The 23,513-nt window shown below is 70.0% G+C and carries 20 protein-coding genes; 8 read left to right on the plus strand and 12 right to left on the minus strand.

From position 1 onward, the window contains the following. Positions 1 to 45: 45 nt before the first annotated feature. From ACE3TE_RS10265 to rpsU, 5 genes are all read right to left on the minus strand, one after another. Positions 46 to 2,010, minus strand: coding sequence for a S9 family peptidase (locus tag ACE3TE_RS10265; protein ID WP_374604656.1), 1,965 nt, complete (start codon positions 2,008 to 2,010; stop codon positions 46 to 48). 155 nt (positions 2,011 to 2,165) lie between these two features. Then, on the minus strand, positions 2,166 to 3,182 hold the full coding sequence (locus ACE3TE_RS10270; protein WP_374604657.1) for a mechanosensitive ion channel family protein: 1,017 nt from the start codon (positions 3,180 to 3,182) through the stop codon (positions 2,166 to 2,168). Positions 3,183 to 3,190: 8 nt separating this feature from the next. After that, positions 3,191 to 4,927 (minus strand): DNA primase, encoded by a 1,737-nt coding sequence (gene dnaG, locus ACE3TE_RS10275; RefSeq protein WP_374604659.1) that lies wholly within the window; start codon positions 4,925 to 4,927, stop codon positions 3,191 to 3,193. 87 nt (positions 4,928 to 5,014) lie between these two features. Further along, positions 5,015 to 5,461: a GatB/YqeY domain-containing protein gene (locus ACE3TE_RS10280; RefSeq protein WP_374604660.1), complete on the minus strand. Its 447-nt coding sequence runs from the start codon at positions 5,459 to 5,461 to the stop codon at positions 5,015 to 5,017. Between the two features lie 103 nt (positions 5,462 to 5,564). Further along, complete coding sequence (gene rpsU / locus ACE3TE_RS10285; RefSeq protein ID WP_034223607.1) at positions 5,565 to 5,780, minus strand: 30S ribosomal protein S21; 216 nt, start codon at positions 5,778 to 5,780, stop codon at positions 5,565 to 5,567. 137 nt (positions 5,781 to 5,917) lie between these two features. Here rpsU and tsaD point away from each other — a divergent pair, with 137 nt between their 5' ends. The 3 genes from tsaD to folK all read left to right on the plus strand — a co-directional run bounded on the left by tsaD (position 5,918) and on the right by folK (position 7,913). Beyond that, a complete protein-coding gene (gene tsaD, locus ACE3TE_RS10290) occupies positions 5,918 to 6,940 on the plus strand; it encodes a tRNA (adenosine(37)-N6)-threonylcarbamoyltransferase complex transferase subunit TsaD (RefSeq protein ID WP_374604662.1) in 1,023 nt (340 codons plus the stop codon). 95 nt (positions 6,941 to 7,035) lie between these two features. Then, positions 7,036 to 7,392, plus strand: a complete 357-nt coding sequence (gene folB / locus ACE3TE_RS10295; RefSeq protein ID WP_374604664.1) for a dihydroneopterin aldolase — start codon at positions 7,036 to 7,038, stop codon at positions 7,390 to 7,392. Beyond that, complete coding sequence (gene folK / locus ACE3TE_RS10300; protein WP_374604666.1) at positions 7,389 to 7,913, plus strand: 2-amino-4-hydroxy-6-hydroxymethyldihydropteridine diphosphokinase; 525 nt, start codon at positions 7,389 to 7,391, stop codon at positions 7,911 to 7,913. The genes folB and folK overlap by 4 nt, the downstream gene beginning before the upstream one ends. Here the strand turns inward: folK and ACE3TE_RS10305 are convergent. Next, positions 7,910 to 9,571: a hypothetical protein gene (locus ACE3TE_RS10305; RefSeq protein WP_374604668.1), complete on the minus strand. Its 1,662-nt coding sequence runs from the start codon at positions 9,569 to 9,571 to the stop codon at positions 7,910 to 7,912. The two genes, folK and ACE3TE_RS10305, sit on opposite strands and share 4 nt — an antisense overlap. Before the next feature lie 127 nt (positions 9,572 to 9,698). Here ACE3TE_RS10305 and ACE3TE_RS10310 point away from each other — a divergent pair, with 127 nt between their 5' ends. Then, positions 9,699 to 10,532, plus strand: coding sequence for a DUF6159 family protein (locus ACE3TE_RS10310; RefSeq protein ID WP_374604670.1), 834 nt, complete (start codon positions 9,699 to 9,701; stop codon positions 10,530 to 10,532). 111 nt (positions 10,533 to 10,643) lie between these two features. Here the strand turns inward: ACE3TE_RS10310 and ACE3TE_RS10315 are convergent, their stop codons facing one another. Continuing rightward, positions 10,644 to 11,384: a pteridine reductase gene (locus ACE3TE_RS10315; RefSeq protein WP_374604672.1), complete on the minus strand. Its 741-nt coding sequence runs from the start codon at positions 11,382 to 11,384 to the stop codon at positions 10,644 to 10,646. A gap of 56 nt (positions 11,385 to 11,440) precedes the next feature. Between ACE3TE_RS10315 and ACE3TE_RS10320 the strand changes: the two genes are divergently transcribed. Beyond that, positions 11,441 to 12,625, plus strand: a complete 1,185-nt coding sequence (locus tag ACE3TE_RS10320) for a class I SAM-dependent methyltransferase (RefSeq protein WP_374604674.1) — start codon at positions 11,441 to 11,443, stop codon at positions 12,623 to 12,625. After that, complete coding sequence (locus ACE3TE_RS10325) at positions 12,625 to 13,023, plus strand: VanZ family protein (RefSeq protein ID WP_374604676.1); 399 nt, start codon at positions 12,625 to 12,627, stop codon at positions 13,021 to 13,023. Before ACE3TE_RS10320 ends, ACE3TE_RS10325 begins: the two co-directional genes overlap by 1 nt. Before the next feature lie 69 nt (positions 13,024 to 13,092). Here the strand turns inward: ACE3TE_RS10325 and ACE3TE_RS10330 are convergent, their stop codons facing one another. Genes ACE3TE_RS10330 through ACE3TE_RS10340 form a run of 3 tightly spaced genes read right to left on the minus strand, consistent with a single transcriptional unit; the run spans position 13,093 to position 17,247 of the window. Continuing rightward, complete coding sequence (locus ACE3TE_RS10330) at positions 13,093 to 14,325, minus strand: multifunctional CCA addition/repair protein (protein WP_374604678.1); 1,233 nt, start codon at positions 14,323 to 14,325, stop codon at positions 13,093 to 13,095. 4 nt (positions 14,326 to 14,329) lie between these two features. After that, positions 14,330 to 15,271 carry a complex I NDUFA9 subunit family protein gene (locus tag ACE3TE_RS10335; protein WP_374604680.1) on the minus strand — a complete coding sequence of 314 codons (942 nt, stop codon included), beginning with the start codon at positions 15,269 to 15,271 and terminating at the stop codon, positions 14,330 to 14,332. Further along, positions 15,268 to 17,247 (minus strand): transglycosylase SLT domain-containing protein, encoded by a 1,980-nt coding sequence (locus ACE3TE_RS10340; RefSeq protein WP_374604682.1) that lies wholly within the window; start codon positions 17,245 to 17,247, stop codon positions 15,268 to 15,270. The genes ACE3TE_RS10335 and ACE3TE_RS10340 overlap by 4 nt, the downstream gene beginning before the upstream one ends. Before the next feature lie 49 nt (positions 17,248 to 17,296). Here ACE3TE_RS10340 and ACE3TE_RS10345 point away from each other — a divergent pair, with 49 nt between their 5' ends. Both ACE3TE_RS10345 and ACE3TE_RS10350 read left to right on the plus strand, forming a co-directional pair. Then, positions 17,297 to 18,091, plus strand: a complete 795-nt coding sequence (locus ACE3TE_RS10345) for a sulfite exporter TauE/SafE family protein (RefSeq protein ID WP_374604684.1) — start codon at positions 17,297 to 17,299, stop codon at positions 18,089 to 18,091. Between the two features lie 140 nt (positions 18,092 to 18,231). After that, positions 18,232 to 21,123, plus strand: a complete 2,892-nt coding sequence (locus tag ACE3TE_RS10350) for a TonB-dependent receptor plug domain-containing protein (protein ID WP_374604686.1) — start codon at positions 18,232 to 18,234, stop codon at positions 21,121 to 21,123. A gap of 658 nt (positions 21,124 to 21,781) precedes the next feature. Here ACE3TE_RS10350 and ACE3TE_RS10355 read toward each other — a convergent pair. Together ACE3TE_RS10355 and ACE3TE_RS10360 are read right to left on the minus strand one after the other, a co-directional pair. Beyond that, complete coding sequence (locus tag ACE3TE_RS10355) at positions 21,782 to 22,498, minus strand: endonuclease/exonuclease/phosphatase family protein (protein WP_374604733.1); 717 nt, start codon at positions 22,496 to 22,498, stop codon at positions 21,782 to 21,784. Positions 22,499 to 22,638: 140 nt separating this feature from the next. Beyond that, complete coding sequence (locus ACE3TE_RS10360) at positions 22,639 to 23,508, minus strand: thiol:disulfide interchange protein DsbA/DsbL (protein WP_374604688.1); 870 nt, start codon at positions 23,506 to 23,508, stop codon at positions 22,639 to 22,641. Between the last annotated feature and the right edge of the window lie 5 nt (positions 23,509 to 23,513).

The raw sequence follows: 23,513 nt of genomic DNA on the forward strand, positions 1-23,513 counted from the left end.
AAATTCGACTCTGACCCCGGTTTTTCCGCACCCGTCCCCCGAAGCTCACTCCGCCAGCAGGTGCTCCTGCCAGAACAGCATCGCCGCCGCGCCGAAGTAGTCGCTGTTGCCCTTCTTGCGGAAGCCGTGGCCCTCGTCCTTGAACATCAGGTACCAGACCTCGCCGCCGTTGCCGCGCACCGCCTTCACGATCTGCTCGGCCTCGGTCCAGGGCACACGCGGGTCGTTGTAGCCCTGGGCCACGAACAGCGGTGACGTGATGCGGTGGGCGTTGTTGAGCGGCGCGATGCGGTCGTGGAAGGCCTTCATTTCCGGGATGCGCTCGTCGCCGTATTCGGCCCGGCGCAGGTCGCGGCGGTAGTCCTCGGTGTTCTTGAGGAAGGTGCCGAAGTCGGAGATGCCGACCACGTCGATGCCGGCGCGGATGCGCTCGGGGTAGTCGACCATCGAGGCCAGCACCATGTAGCCGCCGTAGCTGCCGCCCATCACGCCGACGCGGTCGGCGTCGAGTTCGGGGCGGGTGCCGATCCAGTCGAGCAGGGCGCCGATGTCCTTCACCGAGTCCTTGCGCAGCAGGCCGTTGTCGAGCTGCAGGTAGGTCTTGCCGTAGCCGGCCGAGCCGCGGACGTTCGGCACCAGCACCGCCACCTTCAGTTCATTGAGCAGGAACTGCGTGGTCGGATTGAAGGTCGGGAAGGCCTGCGATTCCGGGCCGCCGTGGATGCTCACGACCACCGGGAAGGGGCCGTCGCCCTCGGGGCGGTAATAGAACGCGGGAATGGTGCGCGGCTTGCCGTCCACCTGATCGAAGCTCGGGAAGCGCACCAGCTCGGGCGCGCGGAAGCGCGAGGCGTCCAGGCCGCCGACTTCGCTTTCGGTCCAGCGCACCAGCTCGCCGCCGGCCAGGTCGACCACGTAGACGTCGCTGGGCGAGGTCGCGCTGTTGAGCGTCATCGCCAGGCGCTTGCCGTCGGGCGAGAAGCCGAAGCCGCCGATCACGCCGACCGGCAGCTCCGGCATGCGCACTTCCTTGTGGCCGGGCAGGCTGACCACATGCAGCTTGCTGATGCCGTCCTCGTTGGTGGCGTAGGCGAGGTGGCTGCCGTCCGGCGCGATGTCCAGGTCGGTCACGTTCCAGGGAATGTGGCCGCTGACGAAGCTCGGCGCGCCGCCGCGCGGATCGTGGTGGCGCAGGGTCTGGAACTCCCGGCCCTCGTCGGACACGTAATACACGCTGCGGCCGTCCGGGGCGTACACGAAGGCGCTGAAGCCGGCCCGGTCGCCATCCACCGGGAACAGGCGCAGTTTTCCGGTGGCCAGGTCGACTTCACCCGGGTAGGCCTCGTTGATCGACACGTACTTCATCACCAGCAGGCGCTTGCCGTCGGGCGAGAAGTCCATCGCCGTCCACATCCCGCCTTCCTGCAGCACGATGCGTGCGTCGCCGCTGGCCAGGTCGCGGACCCAGATGTCGTAGTCGGTGCCGTTGCGGGCCGTGCTGGCCCAGGCCAGCTGCTTGCCGTCGGGCGAGAACAGCGGCTGGGTGTTCTGGCTGCGGCCACCGTCGGTGAGCATGCGGGCGTCGCGGCTGTCGAGGTCGTACCAGAACAGCTGCCAGAACTCCGAACCGCCGACGTCCTTGCCGAACACGAAGCCGTTGCGGCCGGGCGTGGTGGTCACGGCCGACAGCGGCTCGTTGTAGAAGGTGATCTGCTCGCGCATCCCCAGCGGTTCGCGTACGCGATGCACCTGGCTGGTCTCGCCGAAGCGGGTGCTGATCGCCAGGCTGCCGTCGGGAAGCCAGCCGGAGAAACTGGCGCCGCGGGTGTTCTGGTAGCGGTTGAGGCGCTCGACCAGTTCGGCCGGCACCTCGGGCAGGTTCTCGCTGACCCGGTTGCCGGCCTCGAGGCGCGCGACCGGTTTCGCGAGCGGGACGGGTTCAACCTGGGACTCGGCCAAGACGGGCGGCGCCAGCAGGGCCGCGGAGAGGATCATGGCGATCAAACGCATGCGTGGGTTCCCCGATGTGGTCAGGCACCCAGCATAACCGGGGTCAGAGTCGAATTTCCGGACTGCTGAAGTGCGCGGGGATGCGGAAATTCGACTCTGACCCGGGTTTTGGAAATTCGACTCTGACCCCGGTTTTTTGCCCGTCCCCTTCTTTGCTACTCGCGCGGGGCCGACGGGTCCAGCAGGTTTTCGCCGGCGGTTTCGCGCTGCTCCTGGTCGATCTGGCGGTCGATGTCGTTGCGGGCGCGGGTGTCCACGGGCGGCTCCAACGGGGTCTGCGTCGCTGGTGCCGACGGCGGGGCCGGCCTGGCGCCGGCGTCCGTCTTGTTGCTGATCTGCACGCGGTAGGTGGGTTCGGGCATGTCCAGGCCGGCGCGTTCAAGCGCCAGCTTCACGCGGCGGATGGCCTCGCCCATCACCGTGCCGAAGTCATGGCTGCGCTGGTCGACCCAGCCGAAATAACGCACCTTCACGCTGGAGTCGCCCAGCCCGATGATCTGCGCGCGCGGCGGCGGTTCCGTCAGCAGCCCCTCGATGCCGCGCAGGGTTTCCACGCCCAGTGACTGGGCGTGCACCAGGTCCTCGTCCACGCCGATGCCGACGTCGAATTCAAAGCGGCGGCTCGGGTTGCGCGTGTAGTTGAGCGTGACGCCGCGGAAGACCAGCGCGTTGGGCAGGCGCAGGTGGTTGCCGTCGGGGGTCATCAGGATGGTCGCGCGCGAGGTCAGCGCGACGATCACGCCCTCGTTGCCGTCGATCACCACGTGGTCGCGCGGCGCGAAGGGCTGGCGCAGGCTCATCAGCAGGCCCGCCAGGTAATTCTCCAGGATGTCCTTGAAGGCGAAGCCCAGCGCCACGCCGAGCACGCCGGCCGTGCCCAGCACGGCGCCCACGAGCGCCGTGGCGTCGAGGATCTCCAGCGCTATCAGCAGGCCTGCCAGCAGCACCAGCCAGCGCACCGTCGTGCGGGCCAGGTCCTGCATGAAGGGGTTCCTGCGCGCGATCCGGCCCACGATCGCGCGCCGCGAAAGCCAGCCGCCCAGCAGCCAGGCCAGAAGCACCACGACCAGCGCGACCGCAAGCAGCGGCAGGTACTCCAGCCAGGCCTGCGCCTCCGCGGCCAGGCGTTCCAGGCTGGGGGCGAGTTCGGTGGCGCGGGTGTCGGCGGCCATGCGGTCTCCTATCGTGGGGTGGCGTGCAGCTCCCGCAGCTCCGCCTTCTCGGGATCGCTCAGGCCGGACATCCCGACCTCGCGGATGCGCGCCTGCAGCTCGTCGATGCGCTGCTGGCTGACCTGGCGGTCGAGCTGGGCCAGCGCATCGACCAGCTCATGTCGCCACGCGGCTTCTTCGCCGGGGAAGCCCTGCAGCGCGAGCTTCTGCAGCGCCGGCTCTTCCTCGCGATCGGCGAAGTGCTCCAGCACGGCGCCGGTGGTGATGCCCGGGCGGTTGCGCACCAGCTCCAGCAGTTCCACCAGCAGCGGGATGCCGGGCTGGCGCAGCACGGCGAAGCGGTAGGGCGGCTCGATCGCCTCGGACAGCGTGGGCTTTTGCAGCAGCAGCGCGATCGCGGTGCGTACCAGGCTGCGCCGGGGTGCCGCCGCGCCGCCGCGGTTGCCGCGCATGGACGGGGTGGGGCGCGTGGGCTCGGCCGCGGGCGCAGGCTGGCCGACGCCGGTGAGTTCGGTCAGGCGCTGCTTCATCAGGTCGAGGAAGGCGCCGTCGGGAATGCCGGCGATCAGCGGTTTGGCGCGTTCGGCCAGGCGCGCCTTGCCCTCCATGCCGGCCAGGTTCACGTCCTTGGACAATTCGTTGAAGAAGAACTCCGACAGCGGCGTGGCCTGCGCCAGGCGCGCATCGAAACCGGCCGCGCCTTCCTTGCGCACGATGCTGTCGGGGTCCTCGCCTTCGGGCAGGAACAGGAAAAACGCCTGGCGGCCGTCGCGCATGCGCGGCAGCACCGATTCGAGCCCCTTCCACGCGGCGCCGCGGCCGGCGCGGTCGCCGTCGAAGCAGAAGTACACGTCGGCGGCGTTGCGGAACAGCAGCTCGGCGTGGTCAGGGGTGGTCGCGGTGCCCAGCGTGGCGACGGCGGTGTTCACGCCGAACTGGAACAGCGCCACGACGTCCATGTAACCCTCGACGACGATCAGCCGCGGGATCTTCGCGTGCGCCTGGCGCACCTGCCACAGGCCGTAGAGTTCGCGGCCCTTGTGGAAGAGCGGGGTTTCCGGCGAGTTGAGGTACTTCGGGCCGTCGTCCTTTTCCAGCACCCGGCCGCCGAAGGCGATGACGCGGCCGCGACGGTCGTGGATCGGGAACATCACGCGGTCGCGGAACTTGTCGTAGACGCGGCCGGCGTCGTTGCGCGAGAACAGGCCGACTTTTTCCAGCAGGGCCAGCCGGCGTTCGTCGGTGCCCAGCGCGGACTTCAACCCTTCCCAGCCATCGGGTGCGTAGCCGATGCCGAAACGCGCCTGGTTCTCGGCATCGACGCCGCGGCGCTCCAGGTAGGCGCGCGCCTTCGGATTGCCCTGCAGCTGCTGCTGGAAGAATTTCGCGGCGGCGTCGACGGCAAGATAGAGCTCGCGTGATTCACCCGACTCGTTGCGCTGGCGCGTGTCGCGCGGCACTTCCATGCCCACGCGCTTGGCCAGCTCCTCGACCGCGTCGAGGAACTCGAGGCGGTCGTAGTTCATCAGGAAGCTGATGGCGGTGCCGTGCGCCCCGCAGCCGAAGCAGTGGTAGAACTGCTTGGTCGGCGACACCGTGAACGAGGGCGAACGTTCGTCGTGGAACGGGCACCGCGCCGAATACTCCCGCCCCTGCCGCTTGAGCGGCACGCGCGAACCCACCACCTCGACGATATCCGTCCGGGCGAGCAGGTCGTCAATGAACGCGTCGGGTATCCGTGCCATGGCGTTGAGAATGCCATGTGGGAGGGACTTCAGTCCCGATGCTTCCGGCCCCGGATCCTCGGGACTGAAGTCCCTCCCACAGTGGCGTCAGCCGGCCAGGGACTTCTTGACGAGCTGGGAGACCAGGCCCATGTCGGCCTTGCCGGCCAGGCGGGGCTTGAGCGCGCCCATCAGCTTGCCCATGTCGGCCGGGCCCGCGGCGTTGGTCTCGGCCTTGGCGCTGTCGATCGCGGCCTGGATCTCGGCTTCGGACATCTTCTCGGGCAGGTAGGTTTCGAGCACGCCCAGCTCGTAGCGTTCGACCGCGGCCAGGTCCTCGCGGCCGGCGCCTTCGTACTGGCTGATCGAGTCCTTGCGCTGCTTGACCATCTTTTCCAGCACGGCCAGCACCAGTTCGTCGGTCATCTCGACGCGCTCGTCGACTTCCTTCTGCTTGATCGCGGCAAGGATCAGCCGGACCACGCCGAGGCGGTCCTTTTCGCCGGACTTCATCGCGGCCTTCATGTCTTCGGTCAGCTGGGTCTTGAGGCTCATCGGGGTTCTCCGGGGGTCAGGCGGTCAGGGCGCCGGCTTGGCGCCAGAAACACAAAAAGCCGGCCACGCTCGCGCGTGCCGGCTTTCTGGCAAGCTACGCGGCTCAGTACAGGCGCTGGCGCTTGGTGACGTCGCGCGAGCTGCGGCGCAGCTGGCGCTTCACCGCGGCGGCGGCCTTGCGCTTGCGCTCCTGGGTCGGCTTCTCGTAGTACTCGCGCTTGCGGGTTTCGGCGAGGACGCCGGCCTTCTCGCAAGTGCGCTTGAAGCGACGCAGCGCAAACTCAAACGGCTCGTTTTCGCGGACTTTGACAGACGGCATGTTCGGTTCCTGGGATCTATGGATGTCGCACGGCAACGCCGGCGAGCCGCGTATGATACGCGGGTCCGGCGCCGGCAGGCAAGCCAGCCCGGGCTTTTTCCCCCGAGGCACCCCCTAAATCCCGAAAAAACAGGCACATGCGCGTCCTGGGAATCGAAACCAGCTGTGACGAAACCGGCGTGGCGGTCTACGACACCGACCGCGGCCTGCTGTCGCACGCGCTGTTCAGCCAGGTCGCCCTGCACGCCGAGTACGGCGGGGTGGTGCCCGAGCTGGCCAGCCGCGACCACGTGCGCAAGCTGCTGCCCCTGGTCCGGCAGGTCCTGGCCGAAGCCGGCCTGGCCCCGGCCGACCTCGACGGCGTGGCCTACACCGCCGGCCCCGGCCTGGTCGGCGCCCTGATGGTTGGCGCCGCCACCGGCCGGGCCCTGGCCTGGGCGCTGGACCGTCCCGCCGTCGGGGTGCACCACATGGAAGGCCACCTGCTCGCGCCGCTGCTCGAAGACCCGGACTTGAAGCCGCCCTTCGTGGCCCTGCTGGTCTCGGGCGGCCATACCCAGCTGGTCGAGGTCGCCGCCATCGGTGAATACCGCCTGCTGGGCGAAACCCTGGACGACGCCGCCGGCGAGGCCTTCGACAAGACCGCCAAGATGATGGGCCTGCCGTACCCGGGCGGCCCGGAGCTGGCCCGGCTGGCCGAAGCCGGCCGGCCCGGCGTTTTCACTTTCTCTCGCCCGATGACCGACCGGCCCGGACTCGATTTCAGCTTCTCCGGCCTCAAGACCCAGGTATTGCTGGCCTGGCAGGCCTCGGACCAGGCCCCGGAAACCCGCGCCGACATCGCCCGCGGTTTCGAGGACGCCGTGGTCGAGACCCTGGCCATCAAATGCCAGCGTGCGCTCGACGCCACCGGCGCCAGCACCCTGGTCGTGGCCGGCGGCGTCGGCGCCAACGTCCGGCTGCGCGAGCGCCTGAAGAAACTTGTGGGAGGGCCGCGTGTTTGTTTCCCGCGCCCGGCCTTCTGCACCGACAACGGCGCGATGATCGCCTTCGCCGGCGCCCTGCGCCTGCAGGCCGGCCAGCACGAGGCCGCCGTCGTCACCGTGACGCCACGCTGGGACATGGCAAGCTTGGAATCTGTCAAACCAACCCACCTGTAGGAGCGCCTTCAGGCGCGAAGCCGTTTTTTGCCAAGGGCAAAGTCAAAAGATTCGCGCCTGAAGGCGCTCCTACAGGGTCAACGCCGGGAGATCACGTGGACAAGGTTTTCATCGAGGCGCTCGAGATCGAGTGCGTCATCGGCATCTACGACTGGGAGCGCAAGATCCGCCAGCCGGTCGTGTTCGACATCGAGATGGCGTTCGACAATACCCGGCCGGCCGCGACCGATGACATCAGGGACACGCTGGACTACAAGGCCGTCAGCAAGCGCCTGATCCAGTTCGTGTCCGAGTCCGACTTCGGCCTGGTCGAGTCCCTGGCCGAACGCTGCGCCGCGATCATCCTGGACGAATTCGGCGTGCAGCACGTGCGCCTGAAGCTGGCCAAGCCCGGCGCCGTGCGCGGCTCGCGCGCGGTCGGCGTGATCATCGAGCGCCAGCGTCCCGCGTGAGCACCGCCTGGCTGAGCCTGGGCAGCAACCAGTCGCCGACGGAAAACCTCGCCGGCGCCGCCCGCGCCCTGCGTGAAGAGTTCGGCGAGGTGGTGTTCTCGCCGGTCTACCGCACGCCGGCGGTGGGCTTCGAGGGCCCCGATTTCCTCAACGCCGCCGCGATCATCAGCACGACGCTGTCGCCGGTCGCCCTGAATGACTGGCTACACGCGCTCGAGGACCGCTTCGGCCGCGATCGCAGCGGCCCGCGTTTTTCCAGCCGGCCGCTCGACATCGACATCGTTTTCTACGACGACCTCGTGCTCGAGGGCCCCGGCAACCTGAAGCTGCCGCGGCCCGAGCTGCAGTTCGCCTTCGTGCTCAAGCCGCTGGCGGACATCGCGCCAGCCCATCCGGTGCCCGGCGATGGCCGCACGCTGGCCGACCTGTGGGCCGCGCACCCGGAGAACGCCGCGCCGCCAGCACGCGAGCCGATGGACCTGGCCCGCGCCGCCGCCAAGCCCGCGGACCCCGCGGCCTAGTCGCAGCGCCCGGCGCCGCCGGCGAAATCGCGGTTCATCCGCTGCACCGGCTCGCGCAGCGAGGCCGGCGTGCCGTCGAGTTCGTACAGGCCGCCGTACTGCACGTGGTCGAAGATCATCGCGTCGCGCAGCGCGAACCCGCCGCTGCGTGCCGCCAGCGCGAATTCCAGCCCCGCCTCGCCCGGCACCGGCGCGATCGCCGCGCAGCGACGCTGGGTACCGGCTTGATCGAAGTCGAGCAGCACCGGCTCGCCGCCGGCGCGGACCTCGATGACGCCCGGCGCGCGCACCTCGGCCTGCACGCAGACCTGGTCCTGCAGCGTGTCGCCGCTGCGCGGCAGCCGGCCATGGCGTTCCGGCACCAGCTGCGCCAGCCGGTCGCCGGCCGCGAACGCCAGCTGGAAGTCGCCGCCGGGCAGGCGTTCAAGCGCGTCTTCGACGGCGCCCTGTGCGCGCTGCAGCGACCAGCCCTCGAGGCCATAACCGAAGGCCGGGTTGTGCAGCGGGCTTTCGGCGTAGTCGCGCGCGGTCCACAGCCCGTAGCCGAGCACGTCGTGCCGGGCCATCGTGCACACCGCCGCATGCAGGAAAGCGGCGGTTTCTTCCGGGCGGATCACCGCGTTGTTGTCGTAGCCCGGCGTGTTGTCGACGAAGTTGAACTGGTCGATGAACATCGGTCGCCCGGCCTCGCCGAACCGTTCAAGCATCGAGTCCAGCAGCTGCAGGCTGCGCGCTGCCGGCAGTCGTTCGCCCTGGTTGAGCGCGCCCCAGAACGGCGCCCAGTACAGCGTGAGCGGCTGGCCCGGCGGCAGCTCGAGCATGCCCGGGTGGCCGATCCATTCGGCGACCACCGGCTGGCCGTCGGGGCCGGTTTCGTAGCGCGGATCGCTGTCCACGCGCACCTCCAGCGAAAACGCCGGGAACAGCTCCGCCGCGGGCGGCACCAGGCGCTGCGCCAGCAGCCAGTCCCAGAAGCCGTGGAAAAGGCGCGCGTCGCGCACCGGGTCGGGCAGGGCGGTGCTGCGCGCCGGGTCGGCCGGCAGGGTCGCGAGATAGGCCTCCCAGTCCGCACGCGCGCTCTCGTCCACGCGCCGCAGCCACAGGTCTTCCCAGCTCATGAAGGCCAGCACGACGTGGTCCTGCCCCTGCACCTCGCGCGCGACGCGCTGGAGGAAGGCGTTGAAGGCCTCGCGCACTTGCGGATCGTTGAGCACGCGCTGCTGGCGCTCGCCGATGTCGCCGGCGTCGGGGTGGAAACTCCAGCCGTAGCCGAGCCGCAGCATCACCTTCAGGCCGGCCTCGTCGGCGCGCTCGAGCAGGAAACGCAGGCGTTCGAACGCGCGTTCGTCGTACTCGCAGCACGGGTCGAACACCGGCTGGAAGTCGCCCCAGGCCACCAGCAGCACCACGGTGTCGAAGCCGTCGGCGCGCAGCCGGGCGAAATCCTCGGCGACGTGTTCGCGGCGGAAGCCCGACAGGAAGTTCTTCGGCCACTGGCGACCGAACCAGTGGGCGGCGACGTGGCGTTCGGGTGCGTCCGCGACGACTGCCGGCACCGGCGCGTCCTGCGGCGCCGGCGGGGCCGGTTCGACGGGGCGGCAGCCGGCCAGAAAGGCAAGGCAGGCGAGCGCCGCGGTAACGGCGAGGCGTCGGGGCATGGGCAGGTCCGGTCGGAGTTCCGGCCGGATTATAGGCGGGTGGCGGTGCGGGCCAGGGGTGACTTCCGGCCTTGCGGCGCTGCAGCAAGGCCGCATAATCGGGGCGTCATTCGGGGAGGAAGATGCCATGTTCGACAGGATTTCCCGCAGCTGGCACCTGGTCAAGGCCAGCGCCGGCGTGCTGCGCACGGACAAGGAGCTGCTGCTGTTCCCGGTCATCTCGGGTTTCGCCACGCTGCTGGTGACGCTGACCTTCCTGCTGCCGGTGCTGGGCCTGCGCCTGCTCGAGGGCGGCGACATCGGGCCGCTGGGCTTCGTGATGCTGTTCCTGTTCTACGTCACCCAGTACTTCGTGATTTTTTTCTTCAATACGGCGCTGGTGGGCGCGGCGATGATCCGTCTCGAAGGCGGCGACCCGACCGTCGCCGACGGCCTGCGCATCGCGCGCTCGAAGATCGGCGTGATCCTGGGTTACGCCGCGATCGCCGCCACCGTCGGCCTGGTGCTCAAGTCCCTGGGCGAGAAGGCCGGCGGGCTGGGCAGGATGGTCATCAACATGATCGGCATGGCCTGGACCTTCGCCACCTTCCTGGTGGTGCCGATCCTGGTCACGCGCGACGTCGGGCCGATCGACGCGGTGAAGGAAAGCGTCACGCTGCTCAAGCGCACCTGGGGCGAAAACGTCGTCGGCAATGTCGGCATCAACTTCGCCTTCGGGCTGATCACCGCCGCGGTGGTGGTGCTGGCGATCGCGATGGTGTTCGGCGCGGCGATGCTCGGCGGCCCGGAGTTTGCGGTCGCGGCCGCGGTGGTCGGCGTGATTGCCGTGGCGGGCGTGGCGGTGTTCCAGGCGGCGCTGTCGGGCATCTATTCGGCCGCGGTGTATCGCTACGCGATCGACGGCCAGGCCCCGGAAGGTTTCGCCGGCGGCGAACTGCAGGCCGCGTTCCGCCCGAAGTAGCGGCTTCCTGTGTAGGAGCGCCTTCAGGCGCGAATCCCTTCCTGGCCAAAGGCCAGGTCGAAAGATTCGCGCCTGAAGGCGCTCCTACAGGTGGGGCGGGTGGTTGCGGGGTCAGATGTTCAGCGAGCGGCCGCCGTCGACGCGGATCACCTGGCCGGTGGTGTAGCGCGCGTCCTGGACCAGCCAGCGCACGGCATCGGCCACGTCCTGCGGCTCGCCGGCGCGGCCCAGGGCGGTCGCGGCCAGCATCGCCTGCTTCTCGTGTTCGGCCTTGCCTTCCTCGGGCCACAGCACGGCGCCGGGCGCGACGGCGTTGACGCGAATCCGCGGGCCAAGCTCGCGCGCCAGCGACTGGGTCATCATTAGCAGGGCCGCCTTGGCCATGCAGTAGATCGTGTGCGCGGGCAGGGGGCGTTCGCCGTAGATGTCGGCCAGGTTCACGATGGCGCCGCCGGCCTCGCGCAGCAGCGGCGCGGCGGCCTGGGCCAGGAAGAAGGGCGCGCGGGCGTTGGACGCGAACAGCTCGTCCCAGTCGGCCGGCGTGGCCGCGCCGACCGGCGTCGGCCGGAAGCTGCTGGCGTTGTTCACCAGGGCGTCGAGCCGGCCGAAGCGCGCCTGCACGGCCTGCACCAGCGCCGCGGGCGCGGCCGGGTCGGCCAGTTCGGCCTGCAGTACCAGGGTGCTGCCGGCGCGATCGGCTTCGAGATCCGCCACCAGCGCCGCCATCTCGTCCGCGGAGCGGCGGTGGTGCAGGGCCAGGTCGAAACCGGCGGCATGCAGGCGGCGGGCGATCACGGCGCCTACGCGCCTGGCGGCGCCGGTGACAAGCGCGACGGGACGGTCGGTGGGCATTCAGGGGCTCCGGGTATTTGCCGGTATCCTGCGCGTTGGCAGATGAAGATTCCAACATGAGTGCAAGAATGCCGGCGCCCGGCGCCGACGCCCGGGCCCACAGCGACCGCCTGCTGGCCCTGGTCAGGGACCAGATCGCCGCCGCGGGTGGCGCCATCCCGTTTTCCCGCTACATGGAGCTGGCGCTGTATGCGCCGGGCCTGGGCTATTACAGCGCGGGCGCGCGCAAGTTCGGCGCCGCCGGCGATTTCGTCACCTCGCCGGAGCTGGGCCCGACCTTCGCCGAATGCGTGGCGGCCTGCGCCGCCGACGTTTTCGCCCAGCTGGGCGGGCGCGCCGAGTTCCTGGAACTGGGCGGCGGCAGCGGCGCCTTCGCCGAGGCCGCGCTGCGCCGGCTCGACGAGCTAGATGCCGTGCCCGCGCGCTACCTGATCCTGGAACCCAGCGCCGACCTGCGCGAACGCCAGCTTGAACGCCTTCGCGACAACCTGCCGTCGCGCCTGTCCGACCGCGTGCACTGGCTCGACGGCCCCCCGGAAAAAACCTGGCGCGGCGTCCTGTTCGCCAATGAAGTGATCGATGCGCTGCCGACGCCGCGTTTCGCGATCCGCGACGGCGAGGTGTACGAGGAGTACGTGGCCCTGGGTGCCGACGGCCAGCTGACCCGCGTCGACCAGCCCGCCGACGCCCTGCTGAACGCCGCGGTGCGCCACGTCGAACGCGACCTCGGCGCGCCCTTCGCCGACGGCTACCGCTCCGAGCTGCTGCCGCAGCTTCCGTACTGGATCCAGGCCGTGGGCGGGCTGCTGCACGACGGCATGATGCTTTTCGTCGACTACGGCTACCCGCGCCGCGAGTACTACCTGCCCGAACGCAGCGACGGCACGCTGGTCTGCCACCGCCAGCACCACGCGCACGGCGACCCCTTCGACCTGCCCGGCCTGACCGACATCACCGCCTTCGTGGACTTCACCGCGCTGGCCGAAGCCGGCGTCGGCGCCGGTTTCGACCTGGCCGGCTACTGCGCGCAGTCGAGCTTCCTGATCAACAGCGGCCTGCCCGAACGGCTGGCCGCCATCGAAGCGATCCAAGACCCGGTGGCGCGGCTTGCACGCACCAACGAAATCAAGCGCCTGACCCTGCCCGGCGAGATGGGCGAACGTTTCCAGGCCATGGCCTTCCAGCGCGGTGTCGACGTGCGCCCGCTGTTCGCGCGCGGCGACCTGGGCCGGAGGCTGTGATGCTGCGTCCCTTTCGTTTCCCCGGGCTCTGGCTGGGGCTGTGGCTGCTGGGCTGGCTGCTGTGCGTGGTGCTGTCGCTGATGCCCTCGGTGAACCTGCCGGGCCCGGCGCACTCGGACAAGATCGGGCATTTCCTCGCCTATTTTTCCCTGACCGCCTGGGCGGTGTGGACCTTCCGCGCCCGCCGCGCGCACCTGCTGGCGGCGCTGGCCCTGGTCGGGCTGGGCATCGCGATGGAGTTCGCCCAGGCCAACCTGACCAGGGTCCGGCTGGGCGACGTGCGCGACGCGCTGGCGAACACGCTGGGCGTGGCGGTGGGCCTGTCGCTGACCTTCACGCCGCTGCAGTTCCTGCTCGAGCGCGTGGACCAGGCCCTGTTTCGCCCGAAGAACCCGTAGGAGCGCCTTCAGGCGCGAATCTTTTGACTTGGCCTTTGGCCAGGAAGAAATTCGCGCCTGAAGGCGCTCCTACCGGGGCGTCGATTCCCTGGCGGCTTTGATGGCCTCGATGCGCGCCTCGCGCAGCCAGTCGCCCACGGCCGGCCCGCTCAGGCCCTTGGCGACGGCGTGGCCGGCCGACACCGACGCGGCGGCTTCGTGCAGTTTCAGCAGCAGGCCAGCCGACGGGTAATCGGCCTCTTCGCGCCCCAGCCGGCCGCGTGAGTCGGCCTCGCAGACCAGCGTCAGCTGGCGCACCCGCCCGGGCTTGCGGAAGGCGTCGCAGCGCGAGAGCAGTTCGTGCACGGTGTCCGGGCGCAGTTCGGCCAGGCGATGCACGTTCAGGTGTTCACGGCAGCAGATCTCGGCGACCGCGGCGTATTCGGCAGGAACCTTGTAGCGCGCACAGACCGCGCGCAGCGGCCGCACGCCGGAATGTTCGTGGCCGATGTGGCGCGGCAGCTTGTCCGACGGGGTCAGCGCCTTGCCCAGGTCGTGGGTGAGCGCGCAGAAACCCACCAGCGCATCACCTGGCGCCAGGCGCGCGGCCATGTCCAGCACCATCTGCACGTGCACGCCGGTGTCCACTTCCGGGTGGTATTCCGGACGCTGCGGCACGCCGTACAGCGCGTCCACTTCCGGCAGCAGCGTCGCCAGCGCGCCGCAGTCGCGCAGCAGGGCGATGGCGGCGGACGGGCGCGGCATTTCCAGCGCCTTCTTCAGCTCCTGCCAGACGCGTTCGGGCACCAGGTGGTCGACTTCACCAGCCGCGACCATGTCGCGCATCAGCGCCAGCGTTTCCGGCGCCACCGTGAACCCCAACGGCGCGAAGCGCGCCAGGAAACGCGCGGCCCGCAGGATGCGCACCGGGTCTTCGGCAAAGGCCGGCGAAACGTGGCGCAGCACGCGCGCTTCGACGTCCGCCGCGCCGCCGAAGGGGTCGGTGAGCGTTCCGTCCTCGGCCTGCGCGATGGCGTTGATGGTGAAGTCGCGCCGCGCCAGGTCCTGGTCCAGGGTGACGTCGGGCGCGGCGTGGAAAACGAAGCCGTGGTAACCGGGCGCAGTCTTGCGCTCGGTGCGGGCCAGCGCGTGTTCTTCCTTGGTTTCCGGGTGCAGGAATACCGGGAAGTCCTTGCCCACCGGCAGGTAGCCGGCGCGGATCATCTCTTCGGGCGTGCTGCCCACCACCACCCAGTCGCGGTCGCCGCCCGGCTGGCCGAGCAGCCGGTCACGAACGGCGCCGCCGACCAGGTAGCGCTGCATGGCTTCAGCGTGCCGCGCGGAAGCGCTGGTAGCGGGCCTGGCGCTCGTCCACGTGACCCAGGATCGCCGGCAGCTTGTCGGCCACGCGCGTGGCCGGGATGCCCAGGCGATGCAGGCCGTCGATGCCGCCGACCGAGTCGGTCATGAGCGAACGGAAGTTGTCGGACGAAAACGGCTTGCCCGGCACGAAGTCGAAGGCCAGCGCTTGCAGGCGCCCCAGCGCATCGGGAAGCGGCAGCACGAAGCGGCGCAGGCCCATCTGGCGCGCGGTCATCCGCACGATCTCGGCCAGGGTGAAAACGTCCGGCCCGTAAAGTTCGTAGACCTCGCCGCGGCTCGAGCGCAGGTACAGGCAGCGGCGCATCGCCTCGACGACGTCGCCGACGTAGACCGGCGCGAACTTCGCCTTCGCGCGCGCCAGCGGCATCACCGGCGCGATGCGCAGCAGACCGGCGAAGCGGCAGAACAGCCCGTCGCCCGGGCCAAACACCACCGACGGCTCGAAGATCGTCCAGTCCAGGCCCGAGGCCTTCACCGCCGCCTCGGCCTCGCCGCGCGACTTGAGGTAATGGCTGCGGCCGCGGCCGGCGTTGAGCGAACTCATCTGCAGCAGGCGGCGCACGCCGGCCAGCTGCATCGCGGCGATCACCAGCTTGGTCAGCTCCACGTGCGCACGGCGGAAACCGCGGCCGTTGTCGCCCTTTTCATTGAGGATGCCGACCAGGTTGATCACCGCGTCGGCGCCGGCAAACGCCGCGCGCAGCACGTCCGGGTCGTAGACATCGACCTCGCGCAGGGCCACGCCGGGCGGCAGCAGGCGATCGTAATGCGGGCCCAGGTTGCGGCTGAGCAGGGTGACGGCGTGGCCGTCGGCGGCGAGGCGGGCAACCAGGTGGCGACCGATGAAGCCGGTGCCTCCCAGGACGACGATCTTTAGCGGGGTCATGGCGTGGAGTCTGGACCTGGCGGAGTGGGGCAGGCAAAGGGGCGGCGGGCGGTCTTGGCCACGGTTCGGCCAAGCATGCGTTCGGTCACCGGCACCGCGGTGCCGTCGAGCCGCCAGTCATAGATGACGCTGAAGGCAAGCACGCGGGCGACGTACTCGCGGGTTTCCTTGTAGGTGACGGTTTCGATCCACAGGTCCGGGTCGAAGCCCGGGCGGTCCCGGTTCCACCGGTTCACCGGCGCGGGCCCGGCATTGTAGGCGGCGATGGCCTGGTAGGCGATGCCCGCGTGCCCGTCGAGCTCGTGGCGCAGGTGGGCGATGCCCAGCACCATGTTGGTTTCGGGGTTGTACAGGCTGTCGGCCCCGGTCCAGGGAATGCCCAGGCGCCGGGCGGTGCGTTCGGCGGTGGACGGCAGCAGCTGCATCAGGCCCATCGCGTTGGCATGCGAGCGCGCGCGCGGCATGAAGGCGCTTTCGGCGCGGGTCTGGGCGGCCACCCAGGCCGGGTCGACGCCGTGGCGGCGGGCTTCGCGGCGCAGCACGTTTTCGTGGTGCAGCGGGAAACGCAGCGAGTAGTAGCGCAGGTCGTCGGGCTTGTCGCCGATGGTGAACACCGCGCGGTCGTACCAGTGGGCGTCGCGGGCGAATTCGATCGCGACCTTGCGTTCCTCGTCGCTGAGCTCGCGCAGCAGCGCGGCCCATTCGCGGATCGCCGGCAGGCGGCGGTCGATCAGGTGCAGCTCCAGCGCCCGCGCCAGCCCCGGATGCCGGGCCACGCGGGCGCGCAGCGCGGCGTCGGTGGACGGCTCCAGCGGGCACAGCGCGTACGGCTGGCCCAGTCGGTCGGCGGCGAGGAAGCCGTGGAAGGTGGCGGTGCCTGCCGCCTTCGCGAACAGCGCCCGCGCCGCGTCCTTGCGACCCAGCCGTTCGAGCACGCGGGCTTCGAAGTACTGCCAGCGCGAGTCGTTCCGCTGCGCGGCGGGCATGCGCGACAGGGCATCGAGCGCGCCGGCGTCGTCGCTGCGGTTCAGGGCCTCGCGCACGCGCCATTCGTGCAGGCGTTCGTCGTAGGCGGCGGCGGGCACGGCCGCGAGGCGTTCGCGGGCGCCGGGCAGATACGAGGCCACGGTCCACAGCGCCACCTGGTAGAGCACCTTGCCGCGCGCGGCCTCGTCCAGGGCCAGTGCCTTGTCCAGCGCCGCCAGCCGGGTTTCGGCTTCGTCGGGCGACTTGCGCGCCAGCCGGGCCAGGCCTTCAGCGGCCACCGCGCGGCTGCGTGCGTCCTTCGGCCAGGCGGCGGCGCCGTCGTGGGGTTTGTCGATGAAATCGGCGTAGCTGTTGGCGCGCGTTGTTTCGGCAGCCGGCAGGTCGCGGGCCAGGAAGCGGGCCAGGCCGGTCTGGCCGGCCAGCAGGGCCAGTTCGATGCGCTGCCAGCGCAGGTCCTGGTTGATCTGGCCCAGCGACTGCAGCGAGGCGAAGGGCGTGTCGCAGGTGGCCGGCAGCGATTCGGCGGTCAACCACAGGGCCTTGCCGTCGGCGATCCAGGCGGCGTCGGTGGCGCCGGTGGCCAGGCGGGCGGCGAGGTGGGCGCAGCGCATTTCCAGCGAGTCGGCGGGCCGGTAATCGGCGAGGAAATCCGCCCAGCGGCGATTCGCCGCCAGATGATGCAGCCAGGCGCTGCGCAGCCAGTCCCCGGCGGCCTGGCCGTCGTAGCGGGCCAGCGCGGCGCGGATGTCGCGCGTGGGCGTGCCGGCCATTTCGCGGCGCAGCTGGGTGGCTTCCACCCAGGGCAGCAGCGGGTGGTCCTGGACGCGGGCCAGGTCGGTTAGGCTCAGCTGCCCGCGTTCGGCCAGCCGGAAGGCTTCAAGGATGGCCGGGCGTTCGCCGGTAAGGTCCGGCGGGCGCGCCGGGTCCGCGGCCGCGGCGTCCGCCGCCAGCAAACCAGCCAGAAGAGCAGTAAGGATTCGCCTCGACATGCCCCAGAGTCTAGCCCATGCCCCCTGAGTCGCCCGAGCGGTCCGCCTGATGCTGGCCTGGAGCCTCTACCTCGCCCTGGGCGCCCTGGCCGGCGTCCTGGCCGGACTGCTGGGCATCGGCGGCGGCCTGGTGCTGGTCGCGGCCCTGGTCTGGCTGCTGCCCACCCAGGGCGTGCCGGCCGAACACGCGGTGCACGCGGCCCTGGCCACGGCGCTGGCGAGCATCGTGCTCACCGGCCTGTCCTCGGCCCGCGCCCACCACCGCCGCGGCAGCGTGCTGTGGCCCACGGTGGCCTGGCTGGTGCCGGGCCTGCTGGTTGGCGGCTGGCTGGGCAGCGGCCTGGCGGTCCAGCTGGACGGCGACTGGCTGCGCCTGTTCATCGCCGGCTACTGCGGCCTGGCCGCCGTGCAGATGGCGGCCGACTGGCCGCGTGCGCGCGCCGAACGGCCGGATCCGCCGCGGGGGCCGGGTTACTCGCTGGCGGGCGGCGGCATCGGCGCGGTGTCGGCCCTGGTCGGCATCGGCGGCGGCTCGATGACGGTGCCGCTGCTGGTCTGGCGCGGCGTCCGGCCGGTGCGGGCCGTGGGCACTTCCAGCGCCTGCGGGGTCGCGATCGCGCTGGCCAGCGCCGCGGGCTACGCCCTGCAGGCGGCCCCGGCCGGTTTGCCGGCGGGCAGCTGGGGTTACGTCTTCCTGCCGGCGGCGGCGGGCATCGCGCTGGCGTCGGTGCTGGCGGCGCCGCTGGGCACGCGGCTGGCCCACCGGCTCAGCGGTCCGGCGCTGCGCCGGGTGTTCGCCGTGTTCCTTGCCCTGGTCGGCCTGGGAGTTTTTTTCGCACCCTGAACAGGTTGGCGAAAAATGTTCAAAGTCGCTAACAGGGTGAGGAAGCGTGATGCTTGTCACGTTTTGACGCTTTCTTTACAACAGGGCTGGGCCGGCGCATTGGGGGCAAGGCGCGGGTGACTCCAACCAAGGGAATCGTCATGAAGACCATCCGTAACTCCCGCCTGAGCCTGGCGGTCCGCGGCGCCTTGCTGTTCGCTCTGGTGCCCGCCGTGTCCCTCGCGCAGGACGACAGCAGTGAAGAGATCAAGACCCTCGACCGCGTCGAGGTCACCGGCACCCGCATCAAGACCTCCGAAGCCGAAGGCCTGGTGCCGGTCCAGCGCATCACCCGCGAGGACATCGACCGCAGCGGCCTGACCTCGATCGGCGACGTCGTGCAGGCGCTGACCGGCTCGGGTTCGGCGCTCAACACCAAGTTCAATTCCAGCGGCAACTTCGGCTTCCCGCCGGACGGCAGCGGCGTCGGCGCGGGTTCCGCGCAGGCCGACCTGCGCCACCTGGGTTCCAAGCGCGTGCTGGTGCTGGTGGACGGCGTGCGCTGGGTCAACGAAGCCTCCGCCTCGGGCGTGGGCGCGGCGACCGACCTCAACACCATCCCGCTGGCCATCGTCGACCGCATCGAAGTGCTCGAGGACGGCGCGTCCTCGCTCTACGGTTCGGACGCGATCGCCGGCGTGGTGAACATCATCACCCGCAAGAATTTCGACGGCCTCTCGCTCAACGCGCAGGTCGGCCAGTACGGCGAAGGCGACGGCACCACCTCGTCCGCGGACGTGGCCTGGGGCTGGAACAGCGATCGTGCCAATGTCTTCCTGGGCCTGAGCTACACCAAGCAGGACGTCATCTATTCGCGTGACCGCGAACAGTCCAGCTTCCCGGTGCCGGGCACCGGCGTGAGCTTTGGCAGCTCGGGCACCCCGACCGGCCGCTTCATCTTCGTCGACCCGAACACCGACGTCGTCTACGACATCACGCCGAACAACGGCGCCAGCAACCCGAACTTCGACCCGACCCAGACGGGCTGCGTGCGCACCGACGACTACCACTGCTTCGGCACGGCCGACCGCTTCAACTTCTCGCAGTTCAACCTGCTGCTGACCCCGTCCGAACGCCTGGGCGCCTTCGGCCAGGTGCGCTTCCAGTTCAGCGACGCGGTCAGCGGCTACGCCAAGGTCCTGTTCAACCGCCGCGAGTCCACCAACCAGGCGGCGCCCGAGCCGTGGTTCCTCGGTCCCGAGGCCGGCACCGGCAACCCGCTGGCCGACGGCATCTTCATCTCGGCGCTCAACCCCTTCAACCCGTTCGGCTTCGACCTCGATGGCCGCACGTCCACGCCGGCCGCCGATCGCAACCTGATCCTGATCGGCCGTCGCCCGGTCGAGGGCGGTGCGCGCGTGTTCGAGCAGGAAGTCGACACCTGGTACGTCGGCGCCGGCCTGGAAGGCGTCATTGACGCCAACCGCACGCTGTACTGGGACGTCAACGTCGCCTTCAGCGAGAACAAGGCCGAGCAGACCAACTTCGGCAGCTACAACATCCGCAACATCGCGCTGGCCCTGGGCGACCCGGCGGCCTGCGCGGCCGTGGCCGGCTGCACGCCGCTGAACATCTTCGGCGGCCCGGGCACGGTCACGCCGGAAATGCTGGCCTGGATCCAGCCGATCGTGCGCGACCGCAGCCAGAACGAACTGGCCTTGGTCACCGCCAACCTCTCGGGCAGCCTGTTCGACATGGCCGCCGGTTCGGTGGACTTCGCCACCGGCTTCGAACACCGCCGCCTCGACGGCTGGTACCAGCCCGATCCGCTGACGGTGGCCGGTGACTACAACGGCGTGCCCTCGCTGCCGACCTCGGGCGAGTACGACGTGAGCGAGCTGTTCTTCGAGCTCAACTTCCCGCTGCTCGAGAACACCGACCTGGGCCAGCGCCTCGACTTCACCGTCGCCGGCCGTTACTCGGACTACTCGACGGGCATTTCCGAGTTCACGCCCAAGTACGGCCTGCGCCTGCAGGTGGTGGACGAACTGGTGCTGCGCGCCAGCTACGCCGAAGGCTTCCGGGCGCCATCGATCGGCGAGCTGTTCGGCTCGGCCAGCCGCTTCGACGCCCAGATCAACGACCCCTGCTCGACGCCGCTGCTCGACCCGTCGCTGGCCGGCAACTGCGCCACGCTGGGCGTGCCGGGCAACTACCAGCAGCCGAACCCGCAGATCTCGGTCACCACCGGTGGCAATGACGAACTCGATCCGGAGTTCTCCGAGAGCTTCGCGGCCGGCTTCATCTGGAGCCCGTCGTTCCTGGAGAACTCGGAGCTGGCCGAGCGCGTTGATTTCGAGGTCACCTACTACCGCCACGAGATCGAAGGCGCCATCCAGGCGATCGACGCGCAGACCCAGCTCGACCTGTGCGTGCAGACGCTGGACCCGCTGTACTGCGACGGCATCACCCGCGCCCCGACCGGCGGCATCAACGGCTTCAACAACCGCCTGACCAACCTGGGCACGATCGAAACCGACGGCTGGGACATCGACCTGTTCTGGGTGTTCCCGGATTCGGACCTGGGCAAGTTCTCGGCGGCCTGGCGCAACACCCTGGTAGGCGACTACCGCGCGGTGGGCGCGGCCGGCCAGGTGCAGCCGCAGGGTCCGGGCATCGAGGTGGTGGACAGCGCGATCCCGGAGTGGACCTCGAACTTCACGCTGGACTGGAAGCTCGGTGGCTGGAACGCGGCCTGGACGGTGCGCCACATCAGCGAGTTGCGCGAGGAGTGCGGCAACGCGGTGAGCTTCCCGGTGTGCTCGAACCCGGCGACGGGCACGAACGTGCTGGCTGCGACGACCTACAACGACCTGCAGCTGGGTTACCGCTTCGGCGAGGGCGAGGGCCTGGGCCTGACCTTCGGCGTGAACAACGTGTTCGACAAGGATCCGCCGATCTGCCTGTCGTGCTCGCTCAACGGCTACGACGCGTCCACCTACGACATCCCGGGTGGCCGCTTCTTCTACGTGCGCGCCGACATCAAGTTCTGAACCCGCAAGTTGCTGCAAACCAAAGGGCCGGCGCCAACGCGCCGGCCCTTCTTTGCTTCTGTAGGAGCGCCTTCAGGCGCGAAGCCCTTGCCTTGCGGCAAGAAGTGCGTCGTTCCCGAACCGTCTGCGATGGCACCGCCGCTTTGCGCGGTGAGGCGCCGCCCGGCTTCTTGCTAGCGCCATCCATGGCAGCAAAAGCCGGGTCGCTCCCGCGCATCCATGCGCTCCGCGACACTTGGGCATCCTGCCCGGCGCCGCTACGGGCTTCCTGCCCTCCGCTTCGGACCTCACCGCGCAAAGCGCCGTTGCTCCAACTGACTTCGGATCCGAATACTCCGAGCTCGCCCCTTCGGGGCGACACGCGGTTGGCGACTGCGGTCGGACCACGACGTGTTCTTCGCCGCGCAGCGGCGGGCTGGCAATCAGCGGCCTGTGCGGGAGTCGGAGCGACGTCGTGCACGCTATGTCCTCGACGAAGCGGAAGGCAGGATGCCTGTAGCGGCCGGCCGTAAGCTGGTCATGGATGACGCTTGCGCCCGGCCGGGCGGCGAGGACGTAGCGTGCGCGGCGGCGCCTCCGACGAAATCCGCAAGAACGACGCCCTTCTTGCCGTACGGCAAGGCCAAAGATTCGCGCCTGAAGGCGCTCCTACGGGACCTTATCTGGGGCGCAGTTCGACGCCGACGGCCATGTGGTCGGAGCCGGCGGCCGGTACGGCCTTGTAGTCGAGCACGTCGAAGCCGCCGACCAGGACGTGGTCCAGGCAGCGCTGCGGCGCCCAGCTCGGGAAGGTGCACACCCGCTCCGGCGGTGGCTCGAGCGAGGTTTCCCGGTAGAGCCGGCGCATTTCCGGCGCGTCGAAATCGCAGTTGAAGTCGCCCATAAGCACCAGCCGCGGCGCATCCGACAGCAGCTCGGCCAGGAAACCCAGCTGCAGCTGCCGCGACTTCACCCCCAGCGACAGGTGCGTGATCGCCAGCGTCCAGGCCTTCTTGCCCTTGCCGAAATTCGCCAGCAGCACCCCGCGCCCGGCGATGCGGCCAGGCAGGGCGTAGTCGAGCATCTCGGTCGGCTCCACCCGGCTCAGCAGCGCATTGCCGCTGCCTGCGATCCGCGAGATGCGCCGGTTCGGCTGGTGGCTCCAGAACGGGAAGTGCGCCTGTTCGGCCAGGTAATCGGCCTGGTTCGTGAAACCCGAGCGCAGGCTGCCCGGGTCGGACTCCTGCAGCCCCACCAGGTCGTAGTTGCTGGCCAGCTTGGCCAGGGCGTCGAGGTTGATGCGCTTGCCGTTGGGCAGCACGTGCGACCAGCTGCGGGTCACGTAGTCGCTGTAGGCGCGCGTGCTCGAGCCAGCCTGGATGTTGGCGCTGAGCAGGCGCAGGCGGTCGTTGGCGGCTTCGGGCGGGACGGCGGACATGCCTGACATGGTGGGGTGCCCTGCCCGCGCGGGCAAGGCGAAAAAGGAAAAGGGCCGCGTTGGCGGCCCCTTTCGTTCAGCTTGCGGTCGTTCGCCGTTTAGGGCGTGCTGCCCGCGCGCTCGTGCGCGACCAGCCAGTCCACCGTGTCCAGCAGGCCTTCCATGCCGCGGTCGGCCGTGGCCATGGCGCGGTACTTGCCGTTGACGATGATCATCGGCGTCGCATCCACGCCGCCGCGCAGCGCGAACTGGCGGGCGCGGTTGAACTTGGCGGTCACGGCGATGCTCTGCATCGTCGACAGGAAGGCCTCGCGGTCGGCGCCGTAGCCGGCGTACCAGTCCGCGATCTCCTCCGGCGACGCCGAGGTGAACTTGCGCTCGATCAGCACGGCCTTGAACAGGTCGTCGTGGGTCTTGTCGACCAGGTTCATCACTTCCGCGGCGTAGTAGGCGCGCGCGAAGTTGTCGCTGGCGCCGCCGAACACGCCCGGCACGTACTCGAAGCGCACGTCGGCCGGCAGGTCGGACTTCCAGGTGTTGAGCACCGGCTGCAGGTTGGCGCAGTGGATGCACATGTACGAGAACACCTCGGCGACCTCGATGCCGCCCTGGCCGATCGTCGGCATCGGCTCGGCCAGCGGCTCGTAGTCGGTGCCCAGGCGCGGGACCTTGGCCGGATCGACCACCGGCGGCGCCGGGCGCGGGGCTTCGGCGGCGGCTTCGGCGTCCGTCGCGGCTTCGGCCGGGGCGGCTTCGTCGGCGCTGGTCTCGGCAGCCTCGTCGGCGGCCATGTCTTCGACGCGGGTTTCGATGACGTCGGGTGCGTCCGCAGCGGTGGCCTCGGCGGGCGCGGCGGTGGCCGCGGTATCCGCGGCCGGGGCGTCGGCCGCAGGGGCGGCGGCGTCGTTGGCGGACTCGCCGCAGGCGGCCAGGGCCAGGGCGAAAATCAGGGGCAGCAGGCGCTTCATGGACG

Origin of the sequence: Arenimonas sp. (assembly GCF_041919775.1) — a bacterium.
GTDB lineage: Bacteria > Pseudomonadota > Gammaproteobacteria > Xanthomonadales > Xanthomonadaceae > Arenimonas.

Bases quoted from the DNA above. Each gene is read 5' to 3' on its own strand.
- ACE3TE_RS10265 (WP_374604656.1), bottom strand. From the start codon at position 2,010: ATGCGTTTGATCGCCATGATCCTCTCCGCGGCCCTGCTGGCGCCGCCC.
- ACE3TE_RS10270 (WP_374604657.1), bottom strand. From the start codon at position 3,182: ATGGCCGCCGACACCCGCGCCACCGAACTCGCCCCCAGCCTGGAACGC.
- dnaG (WP_374604659.1), bottom strand. From the start codon at position 4,927: ATGGCACGGATACCCGACGCGTTCATTGACGACCTGCTCGCCCGGACG.
- ACE3TE_RS10280 (WP_374604660.1), bottom strand. From the start codon at position 5,461: ATGAGCCTCAAGACCCAGCTGACCGAAGACATGAAGGCCGCGATGAAG.
- rpsU (WP_034223607.1), bottom strand. From the start codon at position 5,780: ATGCCGTCTGTCAAAGTCCGCGAAAACGAGCCGTTTGAGTTTGCGCTG.
- tsaD (WP_374604662.1), top strand. From the start codon at position 5,918: ATGCGCGTCCTGGGAATCGAAACCAGCTGTGACGAAACCGGCGTGGCG.
- ACE3TE_RS10305 (WP_374604668.1), bottom strand. From the start codon at position 9,571: ATGCCCCGACGCCTCGCCGTTACCGCGGCGCTCGCCTGCCTTGCCTTT.
- ACE3TE_RS10310 (WP_374604670.1), top strand. From the start codon at position 9,699: ATGTTCGACAGGATTTCCCGCAGCTGGCACCTGGTCAAGGCCAGCGCC.
- ACE3TE_RS10315 (WP_374604672.1), bottom strand. From the start codon at position 11,384: ATGCCCACCGACCGTCCCGTCGCGCTTGTCACCGGCGCCGCCAGGCGC.
- ACE3TE_RS10320 (WP_374604674.1), top strand. From the start codon at position 11,441: ATGAGTGCAAGAATGCCGGCGCCCGGCGCCGACGCCCGGGCCCACAGC.
- ACE3TE_RS10325 (WP_374604676.1), top strand. From the start codon at position 12,625: ATGCTGCGTCCCTTTCGTTTCCCCGGGCTCTGGCTGGGGCTGTGGCTG.
- ACE3TE_RS10330 (WP_374604678.1), bottom strand. From the start codon at position 14,325: ATGCAGCGCTACCTGGTCGGCGGCGCCGTTCGTGACCGGCTGCTCGGC.
- ACE3TE_RS10335 (WP_374604680.1), bottom strand. From the start codon at position 15,271: ATGACCCCGCTAAAGATCGTCGTCCTGGGAGGCACCGGCTTCATCGGT.
- ACE3TE_RS10340 (WP_374604682.1), bottom strand. From the start codon at position 17,247: ATGTCGAGGCGAATCCTTACTGCTCTTCTGGCTGGTTTGCTGGCGGCG.
- ACE3TE_RS10345 (WP_374604684.1), top strand. From the start codon at position 17,297: ATGCTGGCCTGGAGCCTCTACCTCGCCCTGGGCGCCCTGGCCGGCGTC.
- ACE3TE_RS10350 (WP_374604686.1), top strand. From the start codon at position 18,232: ATGAAGACCATCCGTAACTCCCGCCTGAGCCTGGCGGTCCGCGGCGCC.
- ACE3TE_RS10360 (WP_374604688.1), bottom strand. From the start codon at position 23,508: ATGAAGCGCCTGCTGCCCCTGATTTTCGCCCTGGCCCTGGCCGCCTGC.